22 protein-coding genes are annotated in these 22,019 nt (G+C 63.0%); 19 read left to right on the top strand and 3 right to left on the bottom strand.

Annotated features, from left to right (window positions below):
- The first annotated feature begins 32 nt into the window (after window positions 1-32).
- From ACP16H_RS06095 to ACP16H_RS06085, 3 genes are read left to right on the top strand one after another with little or no spacing between them, the layout of a single operon-like run.
- Window positions 33-1,118: a microcin C ABC transporter permease YejB gene (locus ACP16H_RS06095; protein WP_425071373.1), complete on the top strand. Its 1,086-nt coding sequence runs from the start codon at window positions 33-35 to the stop codon at window positions 1,116-1,118.
- A gap of 1 nt (window position 1,119) precedes the next feature.
- Complete coding sequence (locus ACP16H_RS06090; RefSeq protein ID WP_425071372.1) at window positions 1,120-2,334, top strand: ABC transporter permease; 1,215 nt, start codon at window positions 1,120-1,122, stop codon at window positions 2,332-2,334.
- Window positions 2,331-3,920 carry an ABC transporter ATP-binding protein gene (locus tag ACP16H_RS06085; RefSeq protein ID WP_425071371.1) on the top strand — a complete coding sequence of 530 codons (1,590 nt, stop codon included), beginning with the start codon at window positions 2,331-2,333 and terminating at the stop codon, window positions 3,918-3,920. The genes ACP16H_RS06090 and ACP16H_RS06085 overlap by 4 nt, the downstream gene beginning before the upstream one ends.
- Before the next feature lie 56 nt (window positions 3,921-3,976).
- Here ACP16H_RS06085 and hemN read toward each other — a convergent pair whose 3' ends face one another.
- A complete protein-coding gene (gene hemN, locus ACP16H_RS06080) occupies window positions 3,977-5,332 on the bottom strand; it encodes an oxygen-independent coproporphyrinogen III oxidase (RefSeq protein ID WP_425071370.1) in 1,356 nt (451 codons plus the stop codon).
- A 68-nt stretch (window positions 5,333-5,400) separates the two neighbouring features.
- On the opposite strand from hemN, the gene fnrL reads away from it, so the two are divergent.
- Entirely contained in the window at window positions 5,401-6,153 is a 753-nt protein-coding gene (gene fnrL / locus ACP16H_RS06075) for a transcriptional regulator FnrL (RefSeq protein ID WP_425071369.1), read from the top strand.
- Complete coding sequence (locus tag ACP16H_RS06070) at window positions 6,146-7,063, top strand: PhzF family phenazine biosynthesis protein (RefSeq protein ID WP_425071368.1); 918 nt, start codon at window positions 6,146-6,148, stop codon at window positions 7,061-7,063. Before fnrL ends, ACP16H_RS06070 begins: the two co-directional genes overlap by 8 nt.
- A gap of 2 nt (window positions 7,064-7,065) precedes the next feature.
- Here ACP16H_RS06070 and ACP16H_RS06065 read toward each other — a convergent pair whose 3' ends face one another.
- On the bottom strand, window positions 7,066-7,419 hold the full coding sequence (locus ACP16H_RS06065) for a DUF1428 domain-containing protein (RefSeq protein ID WP_425071367.1): 354 nt from the start codon (window positions 7,417-7,419) through the stop codon (window positions 7,066-7,068).
- 66 nt (window positions 7,420-7,485) lie between these two features.
- Here ACP16H_RS06065 and ACP16H_RS06060 point away from each other — a divergent pair, with 66 nt between their 5' ends.
- Window positions 7,486-7,941 (top strand): MarR family winged helix-turn-helix transcriptional regulator, encoded by a 456-nt coding sequence (locus ACP16H_RS06060; RefSeq protein WP_425071446.1) that lies wholly within the window; start codon window positions 7,486-7,488, stop codon window positions 7,939-7,941.
- Window positions 7,942-7,963: 22 nt separating this feature from the next.
- Here ACP16H_RS06060 and ACP16H_RS06055 read toward each other — a convergent pair whose 3' ends face one another.
- A complete protein-coding gene (locus tag ACP16H_RS06055; RefSeq protein ID WP_425071366.1) occupies window positions 7,964-8,806 on the bottom strand; it encodes a universal stress protein in 843 nt (280 codons plus the stop codon).
- A gap of 196 nt (window positions 8,807-9,002) precedes the next feature.
- On the opposite strand from ACP16H_RS06055, the gene ccoN reads away from it, so the two are divergent.
- The 13 genes from ccoN (at window position 9,003) to ACP16H_RS05990 (ending at window position 21,999) form a co-directional block, all read left to right on the top strand.
- The gene (ccoN, locus tag ACP16H_RS06050; protein ID WP_425071365.1) at window positions 9,003-10,613 is read left to right on the top strand and encodes a cytochrome-c oxidase, cbb3-type subunit I; all 1,611 of its coding nucleotides are present in this window, start codon (window positions 9,003-9,005) and stop codon (window positions 10,611-10,613) included.
- A gap of 12 nt (window positions 10,614-10,625) precedes the next feature.
- The gene (gene ccoO / locus ACP16H_RS06045) at window positions 10,626-11,387 is read left to right on the top strand and encodes a cytochrome-c oxidase, cbb3-type subunit II (RefSeq protein WP_425071364.1); all 762 of its coding nucleotides are present in this window, start codon (window positions 10,626-10,628) and stop codon (window positions 11,385-11,387) included.
- A gap of 9 nt (window positions 11,388-11,396) precedes the next feature.
- Window positions 11,397-11,582 carry a cbb3-type cytochrome c oxidase subunit 3 gene (locus ACP16H_RS06040; RefSeq protein WP_425071363.1) on the top strand — a complete coding sequence of 62 codons (186 nt, stop codon included), beginning with the start codon at window positions 11,397-11,399 and terminating at the stop codon, window positions 11,580-11,582.
- A gap of 13 nt (window positions 11,583-11,595) precedes the next feature.
- On the top strand, window positions 11,596-12,489 hold the full coding sequence (gene ccoP / locus ACP16H_RS06035) for a cytochrome-c oxidase, cbb3-type subunit III (RefSeq protein WP_425071362.1): 894 nt from the start codon (window positions 11,596-11,598) through the stop codon (window positions 12,487-12,489).
- 170 nt (window positions 12,490-12,659) lie between these two features.
- The gene (locus ACP16H_RS06030; RefSeq protein ID WP_425071361.1) at window positions 12,660-14,165 is read left to right on the top strand and encodes a sensor domain-containing diguanylate cyclase; all 1,506 of its coding nucleotides are present in this window, start codon (window positions 12,660-12,662) and stop codon (window positions 14,163-14,165) included.
- 257 nt (window positions 14,166-14,422) lie between these two features.
- Window positions 14,423-14,584, top strand: coding sequence for a hypothetical protein (locus ACP16H_RS06025; protein ID WP_425071360.1), 162 nt, complete (start codon window positions 14,423-14,425; stop codon window positions 14,582-14,584).
- A gap of 104 nt (window positions 14,585-14,688) precedes the next feature.
- A complete protein-coding gene (locus ACP16H_RS06020; RefSeq protein WP_425071359.1) occupies window positions 14,689-15,570 on the top strand; it encodes a LysR family transcriptional regulator in 882 nt (293 codons plus the stop codon).
- Window positions 15,571-15,689: 119 nt separating this feature from the next.
- Window positions 15,690-17,108, top strand: a complete 1,419-nt coding sequence (gene ccoG / locus ACP16H_RS06015) for a cytochrome c oxidase accessory protein CcoG (protein ID WP_425071358.1) — start codon at window positions 15,690-15,692, stop codon at window positions 17,106-17,108.
- 28 nt (window positions 17,109-17,136) lie between these two features.
- Window positions 17,137-17,616, top strand: coding sequence for a FixH family protein (locus ACP16H_RS06010; protein ID WP_425071357.1), 480 nt, complete (start codon window positions 17,137-17,139; stop codon window positions 17,614-17,616).
- A gap of 75 nt (window positions 17,617-17,691) precedes the next feature.
- A complete protein-coding gene (locus tag ACP16H_RS06005) occupies window positions 17,692-19,878 on the top strand; it encodes a heavy metal translocating P-type ATPase (protein WP_425071356.1) in 2,187 nt (728 codons plus the stop codon).
- Window positions 19,879-19,882: 4 nt separating this feature from the next.
- Entirely contained in the window at window positions 19,883-20,044 is a 162-nt protein-coding gene (gene ccoS / locus ACP16H_RS06000; RefSeq protein WP_425071355.1) for a cbb3-type cytochrome oxidase assembly protein CcoS, read from the top strand.
- A 240-nt stretch (window positions 20,045-20,284) separates the two neighbouring features.
- On the top strand, window positions 20,285-21,409 hold the full coding sequence (locus ACP16H_RS05995; protein WP_425071354.1) for a hypothetical protein: 1,125 nt from the start codon (window positions 20,285-20,287) through the stop codon (window positions 21,407-21,409).
- Window positions 21,406-21,999: a hypothetical protein gene (locus ACP16H_RS05990; protein WP_425071353.1), complete on the top strand. Its 594-nt coding sequence runs from the start codon at window positions 21,406-21,408 to the stop codon at window positions 21,997-21,999. Before ACP16H_RS05995 ends, ACP16H_RS05990 begins: the two co-directional genes overlap by 4 nt.
- Window positions 22,000-22,019: the final 20 nt, after the last annotated feature.

The following is a 22,019-nucleotide window of genomic DNA, read 5'->3' as shown; positions in this document are numbered from 1 at the left end:
TCAACGACAAGACTCAGGTGAACTGACCGACCATGGCCGCGTATATCCTCAGACGTTTCCTGCTCATCATCCCCACGGTGCTGGGGATCATGATATTCAACTTCGCGTTGGTGCAATTCGTGCCCGGCGGTCCCGTCGAACAGGTCTTGGCCAAGATGCAGGGCGAAGGCGACGTGACCTCCGGCTTCTCTGGCGGCTCTCAGGACGTGGGCGAAGAAACCTTTGGCTCCAACAGCGACTATGTGGGCGCACGCGGCCTGCCAAAGGAATTCATCGAAGAACTGGAAAAGGAGTTCGGCTTCGACAAGCCACCGCTGGAGCGGTTCCTGAACATGATGTGGAACTACATGCGGCTCGATTTCGGCGAGAGCTATTTCCGCTCGATTTCGGTCATCGACCTTGTGCTGGAAAAGATGCCCGTCTCGATCACGCTCGGCCTGTGGTCGACGCTGATCGCCTATATCGTGTCCATTCCCCTGGGGATCAGGAAAGCGGTCAAGGACGGCACCTCCTTCGACACATGGACCTCGGGGATCATCATCGTGGCCTATGCCATCCCCGGCTTTCTGTTCGCCATTCTGCTTCTGGTGCTGTTTGCCGGTGGCAGTTACTGGCAGATTTTCCCGTTGCGCGGCCTGACCTCGGACAATTTCGAAAACCTCAGCCTGCTGGGCAAGATCGCTGACTACTTCTGGCACATCGCCCTGCCGGTGACCGCCTCGACCATTTCGGCCTTTGCCACGCTGACCCTGCTGACGAAGAATTCGTTCCTCGACGAGATCAAAAAACAATACGTCATGACCGCCCGCGCAAAGGGACTATCGGAAGGCAAAGTCCTGTACGGCCACGTCTTCCGCAACGCTATGCTGATCGTGATCGCGGGTCTGCCCGGCGTCTTCATCGGCGTCTTCTTCGGCGGCTCGATCATCATCGAAACGATCTTCAGCCTCGACGGACTTGGGCGTCTGGGCTTCGAAGCGGCGGTGCAGCGCGACTACCCGGTGGTCTTTGGCACGCTGTTCATCTCGTCTCTGATCGGCCTGACGGTCGGCATCATCTCGGACCTGATGTATGTCGTCATTGATCCTCGTATTGATTTCGAGCGGCGGGAGGGGTGAGATGAGCATGACCCCTGCCCCGCCCGAGCCCAAGCGCGGCCGTTTCACCCTGTCGCCTCTGAACCAGCGCCGCTGGAACAACTTCTGCCGCAACCGCCGCGCGTTCTGGTCACTCTGGATCTTCATTCTGCTGTTCGGCCTGTCGCTCTGCGCCGAATTCATCGCCAACGACAAGCCGATCATGGTGACCTACAAGGGCGAGACCTACTTCCCGGTCTTTAACTTCTACCCGGAAACCACCTTTGGCGGCGACTTCAAGACCGAGGCCGCCTACCGAGACCCCGAGGTCCGCTGCCTGATCCAGTCAGGCGGCCTCGAGGAATGTTTCGACGACCCCGAAGGCATCATCGAGGACATCGACGCCGGTACCTTCGAGGCGGACGGCTTCGAAAAGGGCAGCCTGCTCTGGCCGGTGATCCCCTATTCCTTCGATACGCCCGTGGACCGCAGCGGTGCGGCCCCTCTGGCACCTGATGTGATCGGTTTCTACGAGGGCGAGGACGGCGAACGTCACTTCGGCCTGCTGCCGGAGGACCAGCGCGGCACCAACTGGCTGGGCACGGACGACACGAAACGCGACGTGCTGGCGCGCATCATCTACGGTTTCCGCCTGTCGATCGTCTTCACGCTTGTGGTGACCTTCTTCGCCTCGATCATCGGCGTGGTGGCCGGGGCCTTGCAGGGCTACTTCGGCGGCTGGCTAGACCTGATCTTTCAGCGCGTGATCGAGATCTGGGGCGCGATCCCCATGCTTTACGTCATCATCATCCTGTTTGCGATCTTCGGGCGCAGTTACGGATTGCTGCTGTTGCTGACCATCCTGTTCAGCTGGACAGCGCTGGTGGGCGTGGTGCGGGCGGAATTCCTGCGCGCGCGCAACCTAGAATACGTGCGCGCCGCCAAGGCGCTGGGTGTCAGCGACCGCACCATCATGTTCCGCCACGTCCTTCCGAATGCCATGGTGGCAACGCTGACCTTCATGCCCTTCATCGTGACCGGCACCATCTCGACGCTTGCGGGCCTCGACTTCCTCGGCTTCGGCCTGCCATCCTCGGCCCCCTCACTGGGCGAATTGACCCTGCAGGCAAAACAGAACCTGCAGGCGCCCTGGCTGGCCTTCACCGCCTTTAGCGTCTTTGCCGTGATGCTGTCCCTGCTCGTCTTCATCTTCGAAGGCGTGCGCGATGCCTTCGACCCCAGAAAGACCTTCGCATGACAAAGATCCTCGACGTCAAGGACCTGAAGGTCGCCTTCCGGCAAGACGGCAAGACGAACCTCGCGGTGAAAGGCGTGTCCTTTCACATCGATCGCGGAGAAACCGTGGCGCTTGTGGGTGAATCCGGCTCTGGCAAGTCGGTCACCGCGCTGTCCACCGTGGCGCTGCTGGGCGAAAACGCGCAGGTCTCCGGGTCCGCCCGCTACGAAGGGCAAGAGATGATCGGCGCCAAGCCTGCGCTCTTGCAGAAAGTCCGCGGCAACGACATCTCCTTCATCTTCCAGGAGCCGATGACCTCGCTCAACCCACTGCACACGCTGGAAAAGCAGCTGGCGGAATCCATCGCCCTGCATCAGGGACTGACCGGGATCGAGGCGCGGGTAAAGATCGTCGAACTGCTGCACCGCGTGGGCATCCGTGACCCCGAAAGCCGGCTGACGTCTTACCCGCACCAGCTGTCCGGCGGGCAGCGGCAGCGTGTCATGATCGCCATGGCGCTGGCCAACGGTCCTGACCTGCTGATTGCCGACGAACCCACCACGGCGCTGGACGTGACCATTCAGGCGCAGATCCTCGACCTGTTGGAGGACATCAAGCAGAAGGAAGGCATGGGGATGCTCTTCATCACCCATGACCTGAATATCGTGCGCAAGATTGCCGACCGGGTCTGCGTGATGAAGGATGGCGAAATCGTCGAACAGGGGCCGACGAAGGCGTTGTTCGATGATCCGAAACACCCCTACACGATCAAGCTGCTTTCCGCCGAGAGCACAGGCAAGCCCGACCCGGTCGAACCGGATGCCGAAGAAATCGCGCGCACCGACCATTTGAAGATCTGGTTTCCCATCCAGAAGGGCCTGCTGAAGCGCACGGTCGGATACGTGAAGGCTGTGAATGACGCCTCCATAGCTGTGCGCGCGGGGGAGACTGTCGGTATCGTGGGCGAATCCGGTTCAGGCAAGACGACGCTGGCATTGGCAATCATGCGGCTGATTTCTTCGGAAGGGGATATCCGCTATCGGGGCGAGGATGTGCGCAGCTGGTCGACACGGCAATTGCGGCGGCTGCGCTCCGAGATGCAGATCGTGTTCCAGGACCCCTTCGGGTCGCTGTCCCCCCGCATGACCTGCGAGCAGATCATTGCAGAAGGGCTGGGCGTGCATGGGTCCGCCGATCCCCGCTCGGACCGGGAAAAGGTCGCCGAGGTGATGGCAGAGGTTGGTCTCGACCCGGCGTCGATGCACCGCTATCCGCATGAATTCTCGGGTGGGCAGCGCCAGCGCATCGCCATTGCACGGGCCATGGTGTTGCGGCCCAGGCTGGTCGTTCTGGACGAACCGACTTCGGCGCTGGATATGACGGTTCAGGTGCAGATCGTGAATCTTTTGCGCGAACTGCAGCGCAAATACGACCTTGCCTATCTCTTCATCAGCCACGACCTGAAGGTGGTGCGCGCCATGTCACACAAGGTCATCGTGATGAAACAAGGCGACGTGGTCGAGGCAGGGACCGCCGAGGAGATTTTCGAGACACCGCGCACGGAGTACACGCGGACTCTCCTGAAAGCCGCGTTCGAAGTCGCCTGAGTCCCTGTGGACGCCCGAATTTTCGCAGAAAATTCACGTCCGCCGGAGAGGTCACATCAGATTGCCGAGGAATGCCCGGCCTTGCTGAGGTCATAGGCGTCAAAGGCGCGCGCGATCATGCGCGTCAGCGGGCGCGCCTCGACAGGAATATACAGCCCGTCCTCGGTGACCTGCACGAGATCCTCAAATTGCCCGGCTGCCTCGACGAGAATGTCGAACAACTGCGGGCGCGTGATCGGATAATTGTTCACGATCTCGGTCGCATCTATGCGGAAATCGCACATTACCGCTTCGATCAGGCGGCTGCGCAGCCGGTCTTCTCCCTTGAACGCGTGCCCCCGCGCGGTTGCAAAACGCCCCTCGCGGATCGCTGAGGAATAAACAGACGTGCCCGCGGCGTTCTGCGCATACCCCTGCGGGAACTTGGAAATCGACGAAGCCCCCAGCCCTATCAGCACATCTGCCGTATCGTCTGTATACCCTTGGAAATTCCGCCGCAGCTTGCCGGTTCTGGCCGCAATGGCCAGACCATCAGAGGGCGCCGCGAAATGGTCGATCCCGATTTCGACATACCCGTCCCAAGCAAACAGCTTTCGCGCGGTCTCGAACAGTTCCAACCGCTCTTCCGGGGTAGGCAGCACGTCCGAGGGGATCATCTGCTGACGCTTGGCCATCCATGGCACATGGGCGTAACCGTACAGGGCAACCCGATCCGGGGCGAAGCTGAGCAGCTTCTGCACCGTCTCGGTGATACGGGCGCGGCTCTGATGTGGCAGGCCGAACAGGATGTCCGTGTTCAGGCTGGCGACGCCGCGCTCGCGGATCATGTCCACCACACGGCGTGTCACGTCGAACCCCTGCTCGCGGCCGATGGCGTCCTGGATCAGCGGATCGAAATCCTGGACCCCGATCGAGGCCCGGTTCATCCCGCCTTCAACCAGCACGTCCAGTCGCTCTGCGTCGATCTCGTTCGGGTCGATCTCGACCGAGAACTCGGCATTGTCGGAAAACTCAGCCATTTCGCGAATTGCCGCGATAAGCCGCTTCATCAAGTCGGGTTCCAGCAAGGTCGGCGTGCCACCGCCCCAATGCAGCCGCGAAAGCCGGACTCCTTTAGGCAAATGCTTGCGCAACAGCGCCAGCTCGGCGTCGAGCGTTTCAACGTAAGTGCGTACCGGGCTGGCAGTCGCGGTTCCTTGTGTCCGGCATGCACAGAACCAGCACAGCCTGCGACAAAAAGGGACATGCAAATAAAGGGATATGTTCCCATTTGCAGGAATGGATTGAATCCATTGCTCGAAACGCGCCGGTCCGACGTCTCCGTCGAAATGTGGTGCCGTCGGGTATGAGGTGTAACGCGGGACCTTGGCGTCAAAAAGTCCAAGCCGCGCGAGTTGTGTTCGCTTCGCCATGCGCGTACCGTTAGGGCGCGTCCAATGTCGGGGCTTTGACGCAGATCAAATTGGAAGGCGCGCATGACATGTTGAATGAAAGAAGCCTGAGCATTCACCAAGAGTGCGACCAGTGTCCGATCCGGCACAAGGCAGTCTGTGCGCGTTGCGAATCCGACGAGCTCGAACGCCTCGAAGAGATCAAGTATTATCGCAAGTTCGAAGCGGGCCAGATGGTGATCTGGTCCGGCGACAAGATGGATTTCGTCGGTTCCGTCGTCTCGGGCATCGCGTCCCTGACTCAGACGATGGAAGACGGGCGCACGCAAATGGTCGGACTGCTGCTTCCCTCCGATTTCGTGGGCCGCCCCGGCCGCCAGAATGCCGCCTATGACGTCGTGGCGACCACCGATCTGGTGATGTGCTGTTTCCGCAAGGCTCCTTTCGAGGAAATGATGATCCGCACGCCCCACATCGCCCAGCGCCTGCTGGAGATGACGCTCGACGAACTCGACGCGGCACGCGAATGGATGTTGGTGCTGGGGCGCAAGACCGCCCGCGAGAAGATCGCCTCGCTGCTGTCGATCATTGCGCGTCGCGATGCCTCTCTGCACATGGCGCTGGCTGGCAAAGACGGCCCGCTTTCCTTCGATCTGCCCCTCACGCGCGAGGCCATGGCGGACTACCTCGGCCTGACGCTGGAAACCGTGTCGCGCCAGATTTCCGCCCTGAAGAAGGACGGCGTGATCGAACTGGAAGGCAAGCGCCACGTCACCATTCCCGACATGGAACGCCTGATGGAAGAAGCTGGCGACGACTCCGACGGCGGGATGCTTGTCTGATCCGACGGCGATAACCCTGCCCTTTGCGACATGCGACGTCTTCACGGAGGTTGCATTTGGCGGCAACCCGCTGGCGATCGTCGAGGGCGCGGATGCGCTGAGCGTCGCACAGATGCAGACCATCGCTCGCGAATTCAACCTGTCCGAGACGATCTTTGTCCAGTCTCCGGACGACCCCGCGCATACCGCAAAGGTCCGCATCTTCTTTCCCACCGCCGAGATCCCCTTTGCCGGGCATCCCACCATCGGCTGCGCCATTCATCTGGCGCTGAAAGACGCGCCCGATGGCGACTTCGACACCCAGGTCACGCTGGAAGAACAGGCCGGACTTGTGCCCGTGAAGGTCTGGCGCACCGAAGGGCGCGCCATGGCCGAATTCCGCGCTCCGGTGATCCCGCACGCTGTCGAAGGCGTCACAACTCCCGGCACCGATCTGCTGGCCGGAGCTTTGGGAATTACACCCGAAACCATAGGTTTTGGACGCCACCGCCCCGCAGTCTGGCAGGGCGGGCCCCGCTTTCTCTATATCCCCGTCCGCACCCTCGACACGCTGGCACAAGCGCGCCCGCAGGAGCCTCGCTGGTCCGAAGTCATGGAGATGGCAGGCGTCGACAGTGCCTATCTGTATACGCCGGGCGACGCCTGCGATTTGCGCGCGCGGATGTTCTCGCCCACCGCAGGCATTCCCGAGGACCCGGCCACCGGCTCCGCCTCGGCCATCCTCGCAGCGCAACTCATGGCCAGCGGCGCTTTGACCGGAACCAACCAGTTCACCCTTCATCAGGGAGTCGAGATGGGCCGCCCCTCCGAAATCACTTTGACGGTTTTGTCAGAAGGCGACCGGATCGAAACCGTCCTGGTGCGTGGCAGCGCTGTGCCGATCTCGCAGGGCCGCATCCGCATCCCGTGACCTCAGGCGTTCCGCACAAAGACCGCGTCGAAACTGCCCCAGATCATACGTTTGCCGTCGAACGGCGCGGCCAGAGCCTGCCAACGTGCGTCGGTGTCCATTGTCGCCATGCAGGTCTCGTAGGCCTCCTTGTCACGCCATACCACCCAGGACAGAACGACCTTCTCGCCCTCACCGCGTTTCACTGCCATGGGAAACGACGTCACCTCGCCGTCGGGAACGTGATCCTCCCAGCATTCCCAATGCGCCACGGCCCCGTATTCCCTGAACAATGGCCACGCTTCTGCGGCGCTTTGTATGTAGGCGTCGCGGTTCTCTTCGGGGACAGGCGTGACAAATCCGGAAACATAGGCCATCTGGAATACTCTTGTTGACGCAGGTCAACGCTACGCCAATGATTGATTGATATCAACGTGAATATGATGGACCCCGAGCTTCCGATCTCCACCACGCTGGAAGTGCGCGACCGCTGCCTGTGCCTGCATGCGCAACGGGCGGCGCGAGCCTTGGCGCGGCGGTTCGACATCGCCTTGAAACCCGTTGGCCTGACCAACGGACAGTTCTCCTTGCTGATGTCGTTGAACCGCCCCGAAGCGCCACGCATTGCCGACCTCGCGCCGTTCCTTGCCATGGACAGGACGACGCTGACGGCAGCGCTGAAGGTGCTGGAACGGCGCGGCTTGGTGGACGTGTTGCCCGACGAGAACGACCGTCGGTCCCGTCGTCTGTCGCTGACCGACGAGGGACGATCCGTGATGAAACAGGCCGTTCCGATCTGGCGTGCGGAACATGAAAAGGTCGATACCGAACTCGGCGACATCGACCTTGATGCGCTGAAATCAGCGCTCAATCGTCTGGGGATGGGCCAGCAGGACTGACCCACGCCCCATCCCTCGGAACTCAGTGCGCCATCATCACGGGCACGCTGGACTGCTCCAGCATGTTGCGGGTCGCCCCGCCAAGGATCGCCTCGCGGAAACGCGAGTGGCCATATGCCCCCATCACCACCATGTCGGCGTTCACGTCGGCCACATGACGCAGCAGAACGTCAGAGACACGCGGCAAGGTCTTGGACAGCACGTCGATCTCGGCCTTCACACCGTGCCGTGCAAGGAACTGCGACAGCATCCCACCCGGGTCGGAGCGGTTCGGGCCGTGCTGCGGCGGGTCGATGACCACAACGTGCACCGCATCCGCAGCTTCCAGCACCGGCATGGCGGCCCGAACGGCGCGCAGCGCCTCGGCGCTTTCGTTCCACGCCAGAACGATCCGCTTGGGCTTGGCCTCCAGCGGCGCCTGCGAACAGGGGTTCACCACCACCGGCACGCCACCCTCGAACAGTGCGCCTTCCAGCACCGGCTCCAGTTCGATTCCACGATCCTTCCCGTAGGGCTTTGGCAGCACGCAGAAATCCGAGAATCTTGCGCGCGCGGCAACGTGCCGCCCGATGTCTGCTAATTGCGCCACACCGTGATCCACGCCCCAGCGGAGATCCGTGGAGCCCAGCTTTGCCTTCACGGCAGAGGCCAGCTTCTCTGCGTCGGCAGTGGCTCGCGTCAGGGTTTCCTGCAACACCATCGCATTGGCGCCTGCGTAATAGTATCCGGTTTGCGTCCGGTCGACGCCAAGGCACAGCACGTCGAGATGCGCGTCGTAGGCGTTGGCCAGCGTGATCGCATTGTTCAGCGTGCAGTCCACAAGGTCGGTATCGGTGACGACGGTCAACAAAGTCTTGAAAGCCATGTCCGTTCTCCTGTTCGAACTCGGGATCACACTAACCATGCGCGTATGGTCGCACTTTGACCGTGGTCAATTGCGGGCGGCTTCTCGATTGATGCAGATCAAGGATGACTTTGCCGAAAAAGCGTCAAGACGGGCTCAGTCTAAAAACCGCCCAAGCGGACTCTCGAATCGTATGGGTAAGACGAAGGGACGAAACATGTACAATTACCTCAAGCTCATCGTGCTTGGCGTGATCGCGATCTTCGCCGCGATTGCCGCCAACTATGCACGCGATGTGGCTTACATGGTGAACGCGATCACGGTGATGCTGGCAGCCGCGATCACATTCGTCATTGTTCTGCGGAACACCGACGAACCCATGAAGCCCGTCGATGAAACACAATATATGGACGGCGTCGTGCGGTACGGCGTGATCGCGACCGCGCTTTGGGGCGTGGTCGGCTTCCTCGCCGGCACCTGGATCGCCACGCAGCTGGCCTTCCCCTCGCTGAACTTCGACTGGGCCCAGGGCTACATGAACTTCGGTCGCCTGCGTCCGCTGCATACCTCTGCCGTGATCTTCGCATTCGGTGGCAACGCACTGATAGCGACGTCGTTCTACGTGGTGCAGCGCACCTCTGCCGCTCGCCTCTGGGGCGGCAACCTCGCATGGTTCGTCTTCTGGGGCTACCAGCTGGTGATCGTGCTGGCCGCAACCGGCTACGTGCTGGGCGCCACCCACGCCAAGGAATACGCCGAACCGGAATGGTACGTCGACTGGCTGCTGACCCTGGTCTGGCTCGCATACCTCGCCGTTTTCATCGGCACGATCGTGAAGCGCCGCGAACCCCACATCTACGTGGCGAACTGGTTCTTCCTGTCCTTCATCATCACCGTCGCCATGCTGCACGTGTTCAACAACCTCGCCATCCCGGTCTCGATCTGGGGCTCCAAATCGGTGCAGGTCTTCTCGGGCGTGCAGGACGCCATGGTGCAGTGGTGGTATGGCCACAACGCCGTGGGCTTCTTCCTGACCGCAGGCTTCCTCGGCATGATGTACTACTTCATCCCGAAGCAGGCCGAACGTCCGGTGTTCTCGTACAAGCTGTCGATCATCCACTTCTGGGCGCTGATCTTCATCTACATCTGGGCCGGTCCGCACCACCTGCACTACACCGCGCTGCCTGACTGGGCGTCGACGCTGGGCATGGTGTTCTCGGTCATCCTGTGGATGCCGTCCTGGGGTGGCATGATCAACGGTCTGATGACGCTCTCGGGCGCATGGGACAAGCTGCGCACCGACCCGGTGATCCGTATGATGGTGATCTCCGTCGGCTTCTACGGCATGTCGACCTTCGAAGGCCCGATGATGTCGATCCGCGCTGTCAACTCGCTGTCGCATTACACCGACTGGACCATCGGTCACGTCCACTCCGGCGCGCTTGGCTGGAACGGCATGATCACCTTCGGCGCGCTCTACTACTTGGTGCCGAAACTGTGGAACCGTGAGCGGCTGTATTCGCTGTCGCTGGTGTCCTGGCACTTCTGGCTCGCCACCATCGGTATCGTCTTCTACGCCGCCTCCATGTGGGTCACCGGCATCATGGAAGGCCTGATGTGGCGCGAAGTGGATGCGAACGGCTTCCTCGTGAACTCCTTCGCCGACACCGTGGGCGCGAAGTTCCCGATGTACGTGGTCCGTGCAACCGGCGGCCTGCTGTTCCTCACCGGCTCGATCATCATGTGCTACAACCTGTTCATGACCGTGCGTCGCTCCCCTGCCGTCGAGGCAGACCGCGCGCTCGCCCATGCAACGCCGGCCGAATAAGGAGCGCCGACAATGGGTATTCTCAACAAACACGCGATCCTCGAAAAGAACGTCACGCTGCTGGCCATCTTCGCCTTCCTCGTGGTGACCATCGGGGGTCTGGTTCAGATCGTGCCGCTCTTCTACCTCGAGAACACGATCGAAGACGTCGAGGGCATGCGCCCCTTCACCCCGCTGGAAATGTCGGGCCGGGAAATCTACGTGCGCGAAGGCTGCTACGTCTGCCACAGCCAGATGATCCGCCCGATGCGCGACGAGGTCGAGCGTTACGGCCACTACTCGCTGGCGGCGGAATCGCAGTACGATCACCCGTTCCAGTGGGGGTCCAAGCGGACCGGGCCGGACCTCGCCCGCGTCGGCGGCCGCTACTCCGACAACTGGCACGTCGATCACCTGACCAACCCGCAGTCCGTCGTGCCTGAATCGGTGATGCCGAAGTATGGCTACCTCTCGCAGCGCATGCTGGACGACGAGGCGGGCATGATCTCCGGTCAGATCTCCGCGACGATGATCGGCGACATCATGGCGACCAACGCGCTGGTCGGCGTCCCCTACTCCGACGAGATGCTGGAGAACGCGCAGTCCGACTTCATGGCCCAGGCCGACCCGGACAGCGATTTCGATGGCCTTATGGAGCGCTACGGCGAGACCGTGAACGTGCGCAACTTCGACGGCGCGCCGGGCGTGTCCGAGATGGACGCACTGGTGGCCTACCTCCAGGTGCTGGGCACGATGGTCGACTTCTCGACCTTCACCCCGGACGCAAGCCGGTAAGGGGGCGAGATGGAAACCTATTCCTTCCTTCGCCACTTCGCGGACAGCTGGGGTCTGCTGGCCATGGCCGTATTCTTCGGCGCGGTCGTGATCTGGGCGCTTCTGCCCGGCGCGCGCCGCGGTCAGGAAGATGCCGCCAGCATCCCCTTCCGGCACGACGATCGGCCCGCGGCGGCCGACCGTTCCGAACGATAAGGAGGCTCATGTCATGAGCGACAAGAAAGAGATCAAGCCGGGACACGACTACGAGACGACCGGCCACTCCTGGGACGGCATCGAGGAGTACAACAAGCCACTGCCCAAGTGGTGGCTGTACACCTTCTACGCCTGCATCGTCTGGGGGATCGGCTACTCCATCGCCTATCCCGCATGGCCGGGCATCCATTCGGCCACCGCAGGCCTGCTGGGGTTCTCGACCCGTGGCCAGGTTGCCGAAGAAATCGCCGCAGTGGACGCCTCCAACGCAACCATCAACGAGGAGCTGGCCAAAGCCGACCTCGTGGCCTTGGCGTCCGACACCGGGTCCGACCTGCACCGCTACGCGACCAACGCCGGCGGCGCCGTGTTCCGCACCTTCTGCGCACAGTGCCACGGCTCCGGTGCGGCAGGTAACGTCGGTTATCCGAACCTGCTCGACGACGACTGGCTCTGGGGTGGCTCGGTAGAGGACATCTACACCACCGTGCACACGGGCATCCGCCAGCCCACGGACGAGGACTATGTCCGCACCTCGCAAATGCCGGCCTTCGGCAAGGACGAACTGCTGGAAAAGCCCCAGATCGAAGCCGTGGTGAACTACGTTCTGTCCCTGTCGGGTGAACCGCAGGATGCGGCCATGGTTGAAGAAGGCTCTGTCGTCTTCGCCGACAACTGCGCGGCGTGCCACGCAGAAGACGGCACCGGTGACCGCGTACAGGGTGCGCCGAACCTGACCGACTCCATCTGGCTTTACGGTGGCGACTACGACGCGGTTTACGAGACCGTGTTCAACGCCCGCTACGGTCAGATGCCGCCGATGGGCGGGGCCGATCTGTCCGAAGCCGAAGTCCGTGCCGTGGTGCTCTACGTGCACGGTCTGGGTGGCGGCGAAGCCTCGGAGTAAGGTTCCGGTAACACCCGGTTCACCGATATTTGACTGCTCAAGATCCCCCCGCCCCACAAGGCGGGGGGATTTTGCATTCCAACGATTCAATTTTCACGAGTTCGTTTACCGAATTTCAAGGTTCCTGACCCATTACTGCCTCTCAGGCTTTTCCCAGAGTGCGTGTCCCCATGAGCAGAAGTTCCAGCATCAGTTGTCTCCTGCACTGCCACGACAGCGCAAACGTCCGCGCCATTTTCGAAGCATCGAACGATGCCGTGGTTTTTACCGATGCGGACCGCCGTATCCTCTGGTGCAACCGACCTTTTGAAATGCTGCTTGGCTACCCTCTCGCCGATGTGCGCGGCACGGTGCTCGACACCCTGTATCGCCGCTTCGACGACGATCATGCGGCAGAGAAACATCTCTTCGACTCACTCTCGCAGGCGTCGGGCAGCGGCTATCCGATGACCTACATCCACAAGACCGGCGTCGCAGTCGAAACCACGACAATCGGCTGGTCGCTGACCGAGTCAGACGCCAGCGTTGTCGGACACATCAAGATCCTGCACGACCGCACGGAAACCAACCGCCTTGAACGCGCGCGTCGGCGCTTGTTCCGCATTTCAACCGAACAGAAAAGCACGCCGTCCGAAAAGATCGAAGAGTTGCTGGCGCTGGCCTGCGAGTTCCTCATGATGCCCATTGGCCTTGTCAGCCTGCTGGACGAAGAGGAAAAGCTTTGCATCCACCAAGCGAAGTCCACCCTGACCCCGATCCTGACAGGTGGCACATATAATCCGGGGGACACCGATTGCGCACGTGTCCTCGCGTCCCGATGCTTCCACGAATACCACGAAGCCCCGCAATGCCGCCCACATCCGCTGGTGCCTTACATCGGTGTGCGCAGCTATGTCGGCGTGCCGCTTTTCATCGGCACCGCCTGCGAAGGCACGCTGAACTTTCTCAATCCCCTGCCCCGCCTCGCGCTGGGACGCAGCGAACGCGAGATGGTCACCGCCATCTCCGAAGTCATTGCTTTCCAGATCGCTCTCGACCGTCACACCCGTACACTCGAACGCGCCGCGACCGAGGACTGGCTGACCGGTGCCAGCTCCAGCCGCCAGTTCCGTCATGACCTCGAGGCGATTTTCCGCACGGTGCGGCGCAACCATTCCACCGCCAGCCTTGTCCTTTTCGATATCGACCACTTCAAGTCGATCAACGATTCCTATGGTCACGACATGGGCGACCGCGTGCTCTCGGAAATCGCGGCGCTTGTGCGCGCCAACCTGCCGCCGCGCCTACGACTCTATCGCGTGGGCGGCGAGGAGTTCGCCATCATCCTGCCCGGCTCGCAGGCGGACAATGGCGCCATCCTGGCGGAACAGATTCGCCAACGCCTGACCATGCCCAACGAGGGCTGGGACGACCTGCCATCAGTCACGGCCAGCTTCGGCGTCGCCGCGCTCGACCCGGACATCACATGCGCCGATGCATGGATGAAATGCGCCGACGTGGCGCTTTATGCGTCCAAGAACAGCGGTCGCAACCGTGTGACCAGCAACGGCACGATTGCGGGTGTGGATATCCCGTCGCTCGCCCCGCCGTCCTCCAAAAAGGTGTACAGCAAGGTGACCGAAGAGATATTCGGCAAAAAATCTGCGCAAAAACCTTCCGAGGTCACCGGAACTTGATGCAAGTCAAGGTTACAGGCCAAAACCGCGTCATAATGGGTGCATAAGGTTCGGGGCCCTCCCCCCGAACTGGGAACACCCGGCGGCAAGGCCGGGATGTATGGCGCCGGTGTCCTGTCCTGTTCGCGCGTTTCCTAGGACACCGGCGCCCTTTCCATTTTCAACGGTCCTGATGATCCTGCTTCTGCGAAGCAGCGCGCCATGACCCGCGCCGTGGCGGAATAGGCCAGTGCCGAAACAGCACAATCGGATCAATCATGACCGTTTCCCGCATCTTTACGCTGAAACGGCTGATCCTCGTGGCGCAATCCAAGGCGCGGATAGTCTCCGTCCGCCTCGCGCGGCAACCTCCGGCGCGGTGCGCCATGACGTGGTTCCATGTAAGTTGCGAGCATGAAGCTCCGGGCGATGGTCTGTAGCATGGCGGCCTCCTGTCCTGCGCTTTGCATCTGCCCTCACCTTGACGCGAAACCCGTTCCCATGCGACTCAGGAAGAAATGTCACATGTAAGACAAACTGACACATGAACTGGAACCGCCTGCCCTCACTCTCCGCGCTGCGCGCCTTTTCCGCCTATGCCGAAACGGGCAACGTCAACGCGGCGGGCACCGCACTGAATGTCAGCCACGCTGCCATCAGCCAGCAACTGCGCGCTCTGGAAACACACCTCGGCTTGCCGCTGCTGAACCGCGAAGGCCGGTCCATGACCCTCACCGCCGAGGGCGAAACCCTCGCCCGCGCCCTGCGCGAGGGCTTTGGCCAGATCGCGGCTGCCGTCGAGGCGCTCACCGGCGCAGAGGCCAACCGCCCCCTGCAAATCTCCACGACGCCGACCTTTGCCGCATCCTGGCTGATGCCGCGCCTCGCCCGCTTTCGCACCGAACACCCGGACATTGCCCTGATGATCGACCCTTCGGCCGAGGTGCGCCCGCTGACAGCCGGCGGCATCGACGTTGCCCTCCGCTACGGCGTCGGCGACTGGCCGGGAGTGCACACCGAGCTCATCGTGCGCTCGCCCATCGCCGTCGTCGCCTCCCCCGATCTTGTCGGCACACATGCCATCACCAACCCGAGTGACCTTGCCGGATATCACTGGCTTCAGGAGCTGGGCACCAACGAAGCAAGCGCATGGCTGGCCCAACATGGCGTCACACCCGACGCGCGCAAGGGCATGACCTCGCTCCCCGGCAACCTGATGATCGAGGCCGCGCGCCAAGGGCATGGAATCGCCATCCTGGCCCGCGTGTTTGCCGAACCGGACATCGCCGCCGGGCGCCTGCGCTTGCTGTTCGAGGCCAAGGAAACCGAAGGCTACTGGATCGTCACACGCCCCGGACTGCCCCGTCCGCCGCTGAAGGCCTTCCTCACCTGGCTCAAACGCGAGGCAAAACGCCGCGACGCCTGAATGCCCTGTCGACTTCGAAACCTAGATCACAGATTCAAATATTGATGCAGGTCAAGGTTACTGACGCGCCTACAGTTCAAAAGGTGTCTCAAACACGCAATTAACGGAGCGATTCCCCCGTGTCCGACAGCACTCCTCCCAGCCTCTACGCCTCGCGCGAACCGATCTTTCCGCGGCGCGTCAGCGGTAAGTTCCGCAATCTCAAATGGATCCTCATGATTATCACGCTGGGGATTTACTACGTGACCCCGTGGATACGCTGGGACCGCGGACCGCAACTGCCGGATCAGGCGGTGCTGATCGACCTCGCCAACCGCCGCTTCTTCTTTTTCTGGATCGAGATCTGGCCGCATGAGTTCTACTTCGTCGCGGGCTTGCTCATCATGGCGGGCCTGGGCCTGTTCCTTTTCACCTCGGCGCTGGGGCGTGTCTGGTGCGGCTACGCCTGCCCGCAGACCGTCTGGACCGATCTGTACATCCTAGTCGAACGCTGGGTCGAAGGCGACCGCAACGCCCGCCTGCGCCTGCATCGCCAGGAAAAGATGGACCTGCGCAAAGCCCGTTTGCGTGCGACGAAATGGGTGCTTTGGTTCCTCATCGGCCTCGCCACGGGGGGCGCGTGGGTGTTCTACTTCGCCGATGCACCAACCCTGCTGCGCGATCTCGTAACGCTGAACGCGCATCCGGTGGCCTATACCACCATGCTGATCCTGACGCTGACCACCTTCTTCTTTGGCGGGTTTGCCCGCGAACAGATCTGCATCTACGCCTGCCCGTGGCCCCGCATTCAGGCCGCCATGATGGACGAGGACACCCTGACCGTCGGCTACCGCGAATGGCGCGGCGAGCCGCGTGGTAAGGGAAAATCGCGCGAGGGACTGGGCGACTGCATCGACTGCAACGCCTGCGTCAACGTCTGCCCCGTGGGCATCGACATCCGCGATGGCCAGCAGCTGGAATGCATCACCTGCGCGCTGTGTATCGACGCCTGTGACGACATGATGGCGAAGGTCGGCAAGCCGCGCGGCCTGATCGACTATCTCGCCCTGTCCGACGAGCCGCGCGAGCGCGAAGGCAACACGCCCCGCCCCGTCTGGCAGCACGTCCTGCGCCCCCGCACGATCATGTACACCGCTCTGTGGTCCTTGGTCGGCATCGGCTTGGTCTTCGCACTCTTCATCCGCCCAGATATCGAGATGACCGTGGCCCCGGTGCGCAACCCGACCTTCGTGACGCTCTCGGACGGGTCGATCCGCAACACCTACGACGTGCGGCTGCTGAACAAGCACGGCGAGGATCGGCCCTTCCGCATCTCGCTGACCGGAAACGATTTCCTGCGCGTCCAACTGGAGGGCACGCCTTACGAAACCGTCACCGTTCCCGCGAACGAGACCTACCTCCAGAAGGTCTACGTGGTGGCCCCCAGGGGTTCGGATCCGGCCGAAGACGAACGCACCGAATTCCGGTTCTGGGTCGAGGACCTGACCAACGGTGACCGTGCGTCCAACGACACCATCTTCAACGGCCGTGCGAATTGACGTGGGCGATCAGAGAAGGGACAACCACATGATGACCACAGATCCACAGGACAGCGGCTTTCGTCTCAAGGGCTGGCACGTTTTCGCAGGCTTCGCCGGGGCCTTTGCCATCATCATCGGGGTGAACGTGACCCTGGCGGTGAACGCGGTGCGGACCTTCCCCGGCATCGAGGTCGACAATGGCTACATCGCCTCGCAGACCTTCGACGCCCGGCGCGAGGCGCAGCTGGCACTCGGCTGGGACGTGGCGGCGCGGCTGGACGAGGGCAAGCTGATCCTCACCATCAACGACGCCAAGGGCTATCCGGTGCGGGTCAAGTCCATGGACGTCACCCTTGGTCGCCCCACCAACGTGTCCGAGGATGTCGTGCCTGACTTCCAATGGGACGGCACCGCCTACATCGCCGAAGAGCAGCTGAACCCCGGAAACTGGGATCTCTGGATCAAGGCCGTGGCCGAGGACGGCACCCCCTTCGAGCAGCGTCTCGAACTGCGGATGCCTTTCTGATCCACACCACGGGCCAATCAAATGCGTAGGGCGGGGACAACCCTCACCCTCCCCCTCCGAACCCGGACGACCGACATGACCGCCACGCTGCGCCCTTCCGTCTCTGCCTGCCCCGCCTGCATCGCCGCCCCGGCGGCCGAAAAGCTGGCCGAATACGAAGCGCCCAAGGACGCGCACATCGTCCTCTCGCTGCCGACGATCCACTGTGCCGCCTGCATGTCCACGGTCGAGCGCGCACTGAACGCCGACCCCCGTGTCCGCTCTGCCCGCGTCAACCTGACGATGAAGCGCGTGAGCATCGAAGCCGACCCCGACCTCACCGCCGAGGACGTGATTCCCACCGTCGAGGCCGCAGGGTACGAGGCGCATGAACTGGACACCGGCGCGCTGAACGCGACCGCCACCGACCGCGCGGGCCGGGACCTGCTGATGCGCCTCGCCGTCGCCGGGTTCGCCGCGATGAACGTGATGCTCCTGTCCATTGCCGTCTGGTCCGGTGCCGCCGGAGAGACGCGCGACCTGTTCCACTGGATTTCCGCCTTCATCGTCCTGCCCGCCGTGGCGTTTTCCGCGCAGCCTTTCTTCCGCAACGCCTGGACTGCATTGAAGGCCCGCTCGCTCAACATGGACGTGCCGATCTCGCTGGCCATCCTGCTGGCCATCGTCACCTCGCTCTATGAAACCTCGCTGTCCGGCGAGCATGCCTATTTCGACGCAGCCATCGCACTGACCTTCTTCCTGTTGACCGGCCGCTACCTCGACCACCGCACCCGCTCCGTCGCGCGCTCCGCCGCCGAGGAACTGGCCGCCCTCGAAGTTCCCCGCGCCATCCGCCTGACCGACGGGGCCGAGGAAACCGTCTCCGTCGCAGACCTCCGCATCGGCGACCTGATCCGAGTCCGCCCCGGTGGCCGGATGCCCGTGGATGGCGAGATCACCGAGGGCACCTCGGAAATCGACCGTTCCCTGCTGACCGGGGAAACCCTGCCCGTTCTGGCAGAACCCGGCCGCCCTGTCAGCGCGGGCGAGGTCAACCTGACCGGCCCCCTGACAATCCGCGCCTCTGCCGTGGGCCGCGATACCTCTCTTCACCGCATGGCCGACCTCGTGGCCATCGCCGAATCCGGCCGCTCGCGCTATACCTCGCTGGCCGATCGCGCCGCGAAACTCTACGCGCCGGGGGTGCATATCCTCTCGGCCCTGGCCTTCCTTGGCTGGCTGGCCTACTCGGGCGACCTGCGTGTCGCGCTCAACATCGCCGCCGCCGTTCTCATCATCACCTGCCCCTGCGCGCTGGGTCTGGCCGTGCCCGCCGTCACCACCGCAGCCTCGGGCCGTCTGTTCCGCAAGGGCCTGCTCATCAAGGATGCCACCGCGCTGGAACGCCTCGCGCAGGTCGATACCGTCGTCTTCGACAAGACCGGCACCCTGACCGCCGGGACGCCGGAACTGACCAACCTCGACGCCTTTACCACCGCCGATCTCTCCATCGCCCGCGCGCTGGCCGAAGGGTCCAACCACCCGCTCAGCCTGTCGCTGGCCGCCGCCGCCCGCGCCGCCAACATTCCCGCGGCACAGGTCACCGACATCCGCGAAGTCCCCGGTTTCGGCGCCGAAGGCCTGTGGCGCGGACAGACCGTCCGCCTTGGCCGCGCCTCTTGGGTCGGTGGTCAGCCCACCGAACAGACCGCCGCATGGCTGCAACTGGGCGACATCCCTCCGCAGGCCTTCCTCTTCATCGACCGCCTGCGCGACGGAGCCGCCAAGGCCGTCGAGCGCCTGCAACAGCAGGGCCTGAAGGTGATCCTCATGTCCGGCGACACCACGGCGGCGGTGGAAAGCCTCGCCAACCGCCTGAACATCCTGCAATGGATGGCCGAAGCCCTGCCGCAGGACAAGGCCGCCCGGATCAAGGCGCTCACCGACCAGGGCACCCGCGTCCTCATGGTCGGCGATGGTTTGAACGACACCGCCGCCCTGACCGCCGCCCATGCCTCGATCTCGCCCGCCTCCGCGCTGGACGCGGCGCGTGTCGCCTCGGACATCGTGCTGCTGGGCCGCGACCTCTCGCCGATCCCCGACGCTGTCGTGACGGCACAAAAGGCTGTGAAACGCATCCGCGAAAACTTCAGCGTCGCCACCTGGTACAACATCATCGCCGTGCCTCTAGCCATCGCTGGCCTGTGCTCGCCGCTGATTGCCGCATTGGCCATGTCGTCCAGTTCGATTACCGTTTCCCTGAACGCCCTGCGCCTGAGGTAGCCCCGTGAATGTCCTGACCTACCTGATCCCGATCTCGCTGGTCCTCGGCGGCATGGGCCTGCTGTTCTTCGTCTTCACGATCCGTTCGAACCAGTATGACGACCCCGAAGGCGACGCCCAGCGCATCCTGTCCGGCGAATACGACGACAAGCCGAAACAGGACTGAGCGGGCCGCTCCGCCGCATTCATCGCGACTTGGTAAAATTCCGCGAAAAGTTCTGCAGCGCAGCCTTGCGCCGCTCTCTTCGCGCACGCACGTGCTCTTAAATTTACGCTACGTCAAGTCCGGAAAACCGGACTAACCCCATGCGGCGACTCCCCTCAAAGTTGAAACAGTTAACGCACTTCGTTTTTCTGGCGGTGGCTGCGCCGTCTTTCAATTTTGTTAAGTCACGTGGGGGATGGCATGACCAAGGCCATTGCTTCGGCCGATCTGGCCGAACACGCGGAAGCTTTCCGCATCGTCTTTCACTCCATTGGAACGGCCTCTCCGGCGAATGCTGCGTCCATTGCGATCGGTCTTGGCGTGCCGGTGAACACGGTCCTTGAAGCTGTCTATCGCGCGCCCTCCATCCTGATCGACGGGCTGCCACAGGACATTGGCGACCAGATGGCCGGGCTGCTGACGGACCTCGGCTGCAAAGTCTCGCTCGACGCGATGCACGCCCCGATACCTGCGCCCGCTCCCCTGTTTGACGTCGCCCTGCACATCACCGAAACCGCGCGCTACGGCGACATCACAGCCGCTCTCGCGGGTTTCCTCGGGACCAAACCTGAAGAGGCCGCACGGCTCATTTCCACCCCGCCCGGAATCGTTCTGGGCAAGGTCAGTGCCGCCACCATCGACGCCCTGCGTGACCGTCTGGGTGCGGGTGTGGCGTTGATCGCCTCCGATCCCGACGCGGCTCTGTATGACGTTTTCCTCGGCCCCTGTGACGCCACCGTCCGCCAACGTTTCCTCGGGGACCTGCGTCGACGCGGCATGTCTGTGCTGGCCGGGGAAGGCTGCATCCTCGCCGGTCTTTCGAAAACCGACGCCGATGCGCTCTGGGCCACGCACCAGCGTATTCAGGCGCTGCGGGTGGTGAACCGGGACTTCCTGCGCTTTGACCTGGTGATGACCGGCGGCGCGGCCTCTGACGCGGCGACCAGGGCGCTGACCGAGCTCGCAGGCATCCCGGCCCACATTGTCCCACGCCTTTTCGACGATCCCGGCATCACCGTGATGGAGGCTGTTCCCCACGCAGGGATGACCGACGCCATGGACCGTCTCACCGCCGCCGGGCTGGAGATCCGCGCCGATCTGGTGACCTTTCTGCACCTCGGGCTGGAGATCACCGGCATCGGCGACCCGCGCGCCGTCAATGCCGTACTTCGGGCCATGAGTATCGCCGAGGCCGACTTCCGCCGCCTGCCCTACCGCCTGCCGTTTCACATGCCGGAGCTTCAGGCGCGAATGTTGCGCGACACGCTGGAGGCCACAGGCGCGCAGGCCGACCTGTTCGATCCCTCCGAGGATCTTCGCGCATGACCGCCCCGGCCAAACATCCCGACAGCGCCCGCCGCGCGGCCTTCCATGCCATGCACATGGGCATCGCAGAGACAGGCAAAATGCGCGCCGTGGCAGGCGATCACATCGACGCCCTGCGCCACTACCGCGAGGCGCTGCGGCTGGCGCAAGGGTCCGGCGCACCCGAAGTCTTCTTTCGGCACTACACGCAATGCGTTCTGGAAAGCCTCGAACAGACCGGCGCCCACGCCGAGGTCATCGACTTCTGCGAAAACGCCCTCGCGCATTTCGAGAGGATCGAGACGCCGCTGGCCCTGCACCACCGCGATCACGCCGCGACACTGGAACGCTATGCGCTGAACCTGCTGAAATCCGGGCGGCCCAAAGACGCGCGTGCGGCGCTCGACAAGGCCATGCCGCTGGTCAAGCGGGGCGACCTGCCCATTGCTCACACCATTCTGGACTGGCTGCGCCGGGGCATGACCCCCGACGCCCGCCGCATCACCGACCTGCAACGCAAGCACGGCTATTGGACCGTGCGTGCAGACACCCTCGACCCCGCCCGCGCCGTGCCTCTGCCCGAGCATGCGGGCGCACCCGCAATGACCTGATCCGGCGCGCAGGACGCACG

Origin of the sequence: Sagittula sp. S175 (assembly GCF_049800975.1) — a bacterium.
In the GTDB taxonomy this organism is placed as follows: Bacteria; Pseudomonadota; Alphaproteobacteria; order Rhodobacterales; family Rhodobacteraceae; genus Sagittula.
This window is presented reverse-complemented; position numbering and strand designations above follow the sequence as displayed.

What these genes read in the sequence shown, in the direction of transcription:
- ACP16H_RS06095 (WP_425071373.1), top strand. Translation starts at nt 33, where the DNA reads ATGGCCGCGTATATCCTCAGACGTTTCCTGCTCATCATCCCCACGGTG.
- ACP16H_RS06090 (WP_425071372.1), top strand. Translation starts at nt 1,120, where the DNA reads ATGAGCATGACCCCTGCCCCGCCCGAGCCCAAGCGCGGCCGTTTCACC.
- ACP16H_RS06085 (WP_425071371.1), top strand. Translation starts at nt 2,331, where the DNA reads ATGACAAAGATCCTCGACGTCAAGGACCTGAAGGTCGCCTTCCGGCAA.
- hemN (WP_425071370.1), bottom strand. Translation starts at nt 5,332, where the DNA reads ATGGCGAAGCGAACACAACTCGCGCGGCTTGGACTTTTTGACGCCAAG.
- fnrL (WP_425071369.1), top strand. Translation starts at nt 5,401, where the DNA reads ATGTTGAATGAAAGAAGCCTGAGCATTCACCAAGAGTGCGACCAGTGT.
- ACP16H_RS06065 (WP_425071367.1), bottom strand. Translation starts at nt 7,419, where the DNA reads ATGGCCTATGTTTCCGGATTTGTCACGCCTGTCCCCGAAGAGAACCGC.
- ACP16H_RS06060 (WP_425071446.1), top strand. Translation starts at nt 7,486, where the DNA reads ATGGACCCCGAGCTTCCGATCTCCACCACGCTGGAAGTGCGCGACCGC.
- ACP16H_RS06055 (WP_425071366.1), bottom strand. Translation starts at nt 8,806, where the DNA reads ATGGCTTTCAAGACTTTGTTGACCGTCGTCACCGATACCGACCTTGTG.
- ccoN (WP_425071365.1), top strand. Translation starts at nt 9,003, where the DNA reads ATGTACAATTACCTCAAGCTCATCGTGCTTGGCGTGATCGCGATCTTC.
- ccoO (WP_425071364.1), top strand. Translation starts at nt 10,626, where the DNA reads ATGGGTATTCTCAACAAACACGCGATCCTCGAAAAGAACGTCACGCTG.
- ACP16H_RS06040 (WP_425071363.1), top strand. Translation starts at nt 11,397, where the DNA reads ATGGAAACCTATTCCTTCCTTCGCCACTTCGCGGACAGCTGGGGTCTG.
- ccoP (WP_425071362.1), top strand. Translation starts at nt 11,596, where the DNA reads ATGAGCGACAAGAAAGAGATCAAGCCGGGACACGACTACGAGACGACC.
- ACP16H_RS06030 (WP_425071361.1), top strand. Translation starts at nt 12,660, where the DNA reads ATGAGCAGAAGTTCCAGCATCAGTTGTCTCCTGCACTGCCACGACAGC.
- ACP16H_RS06025 (WP_425071360.1), top strand. Translation starts at nt 14,423, where the DNA reads ATGACCGTTTCCCGCATCTTTACGCTGAAACGGCTGATCCTCGTGGCG.
- ACP16H_RS06020 (WP_425071359.1), top strand. Translation starts at nt 14,689, where the DNA reads ATGAACTGGAACCGCCTGCCCTCACTCTCCGCGCTGCGCGCCTTTTCC.
- ACP16H_RS06010 (WP_425071357.1), top strand. Translation starts at nt 17,137, where the DNA reads ATGATGACCACAGATCCACAGGACAGCGGCTTTCGTCTCAAGGGCTGG.
- ACP16H_RS06005 (WP_425071356.1), top strand. Translation starts at nt 17,692, where the DNA reads ATGACCGCCACGCTGCGCCCTTCCGTCTCTGCCTGCCCCGCCTGCATC.
- ACP16H_RS05995 (WP_425071354.1), top strand. Translation starts at nt 20,285, where the DNA reads ATGACCAAGGCCATTGCTTCGGCCGATCTGGCCGAACACGCGGAAGCT.
- ACP16H_RS05990 (WP_425071353.1), top strand. Translation starts at nt 21,406, where the DNA reads ATGACCGCCCCGGCCAAACATCCCGACAGCGCCCGCCGCGCGGCCTTC.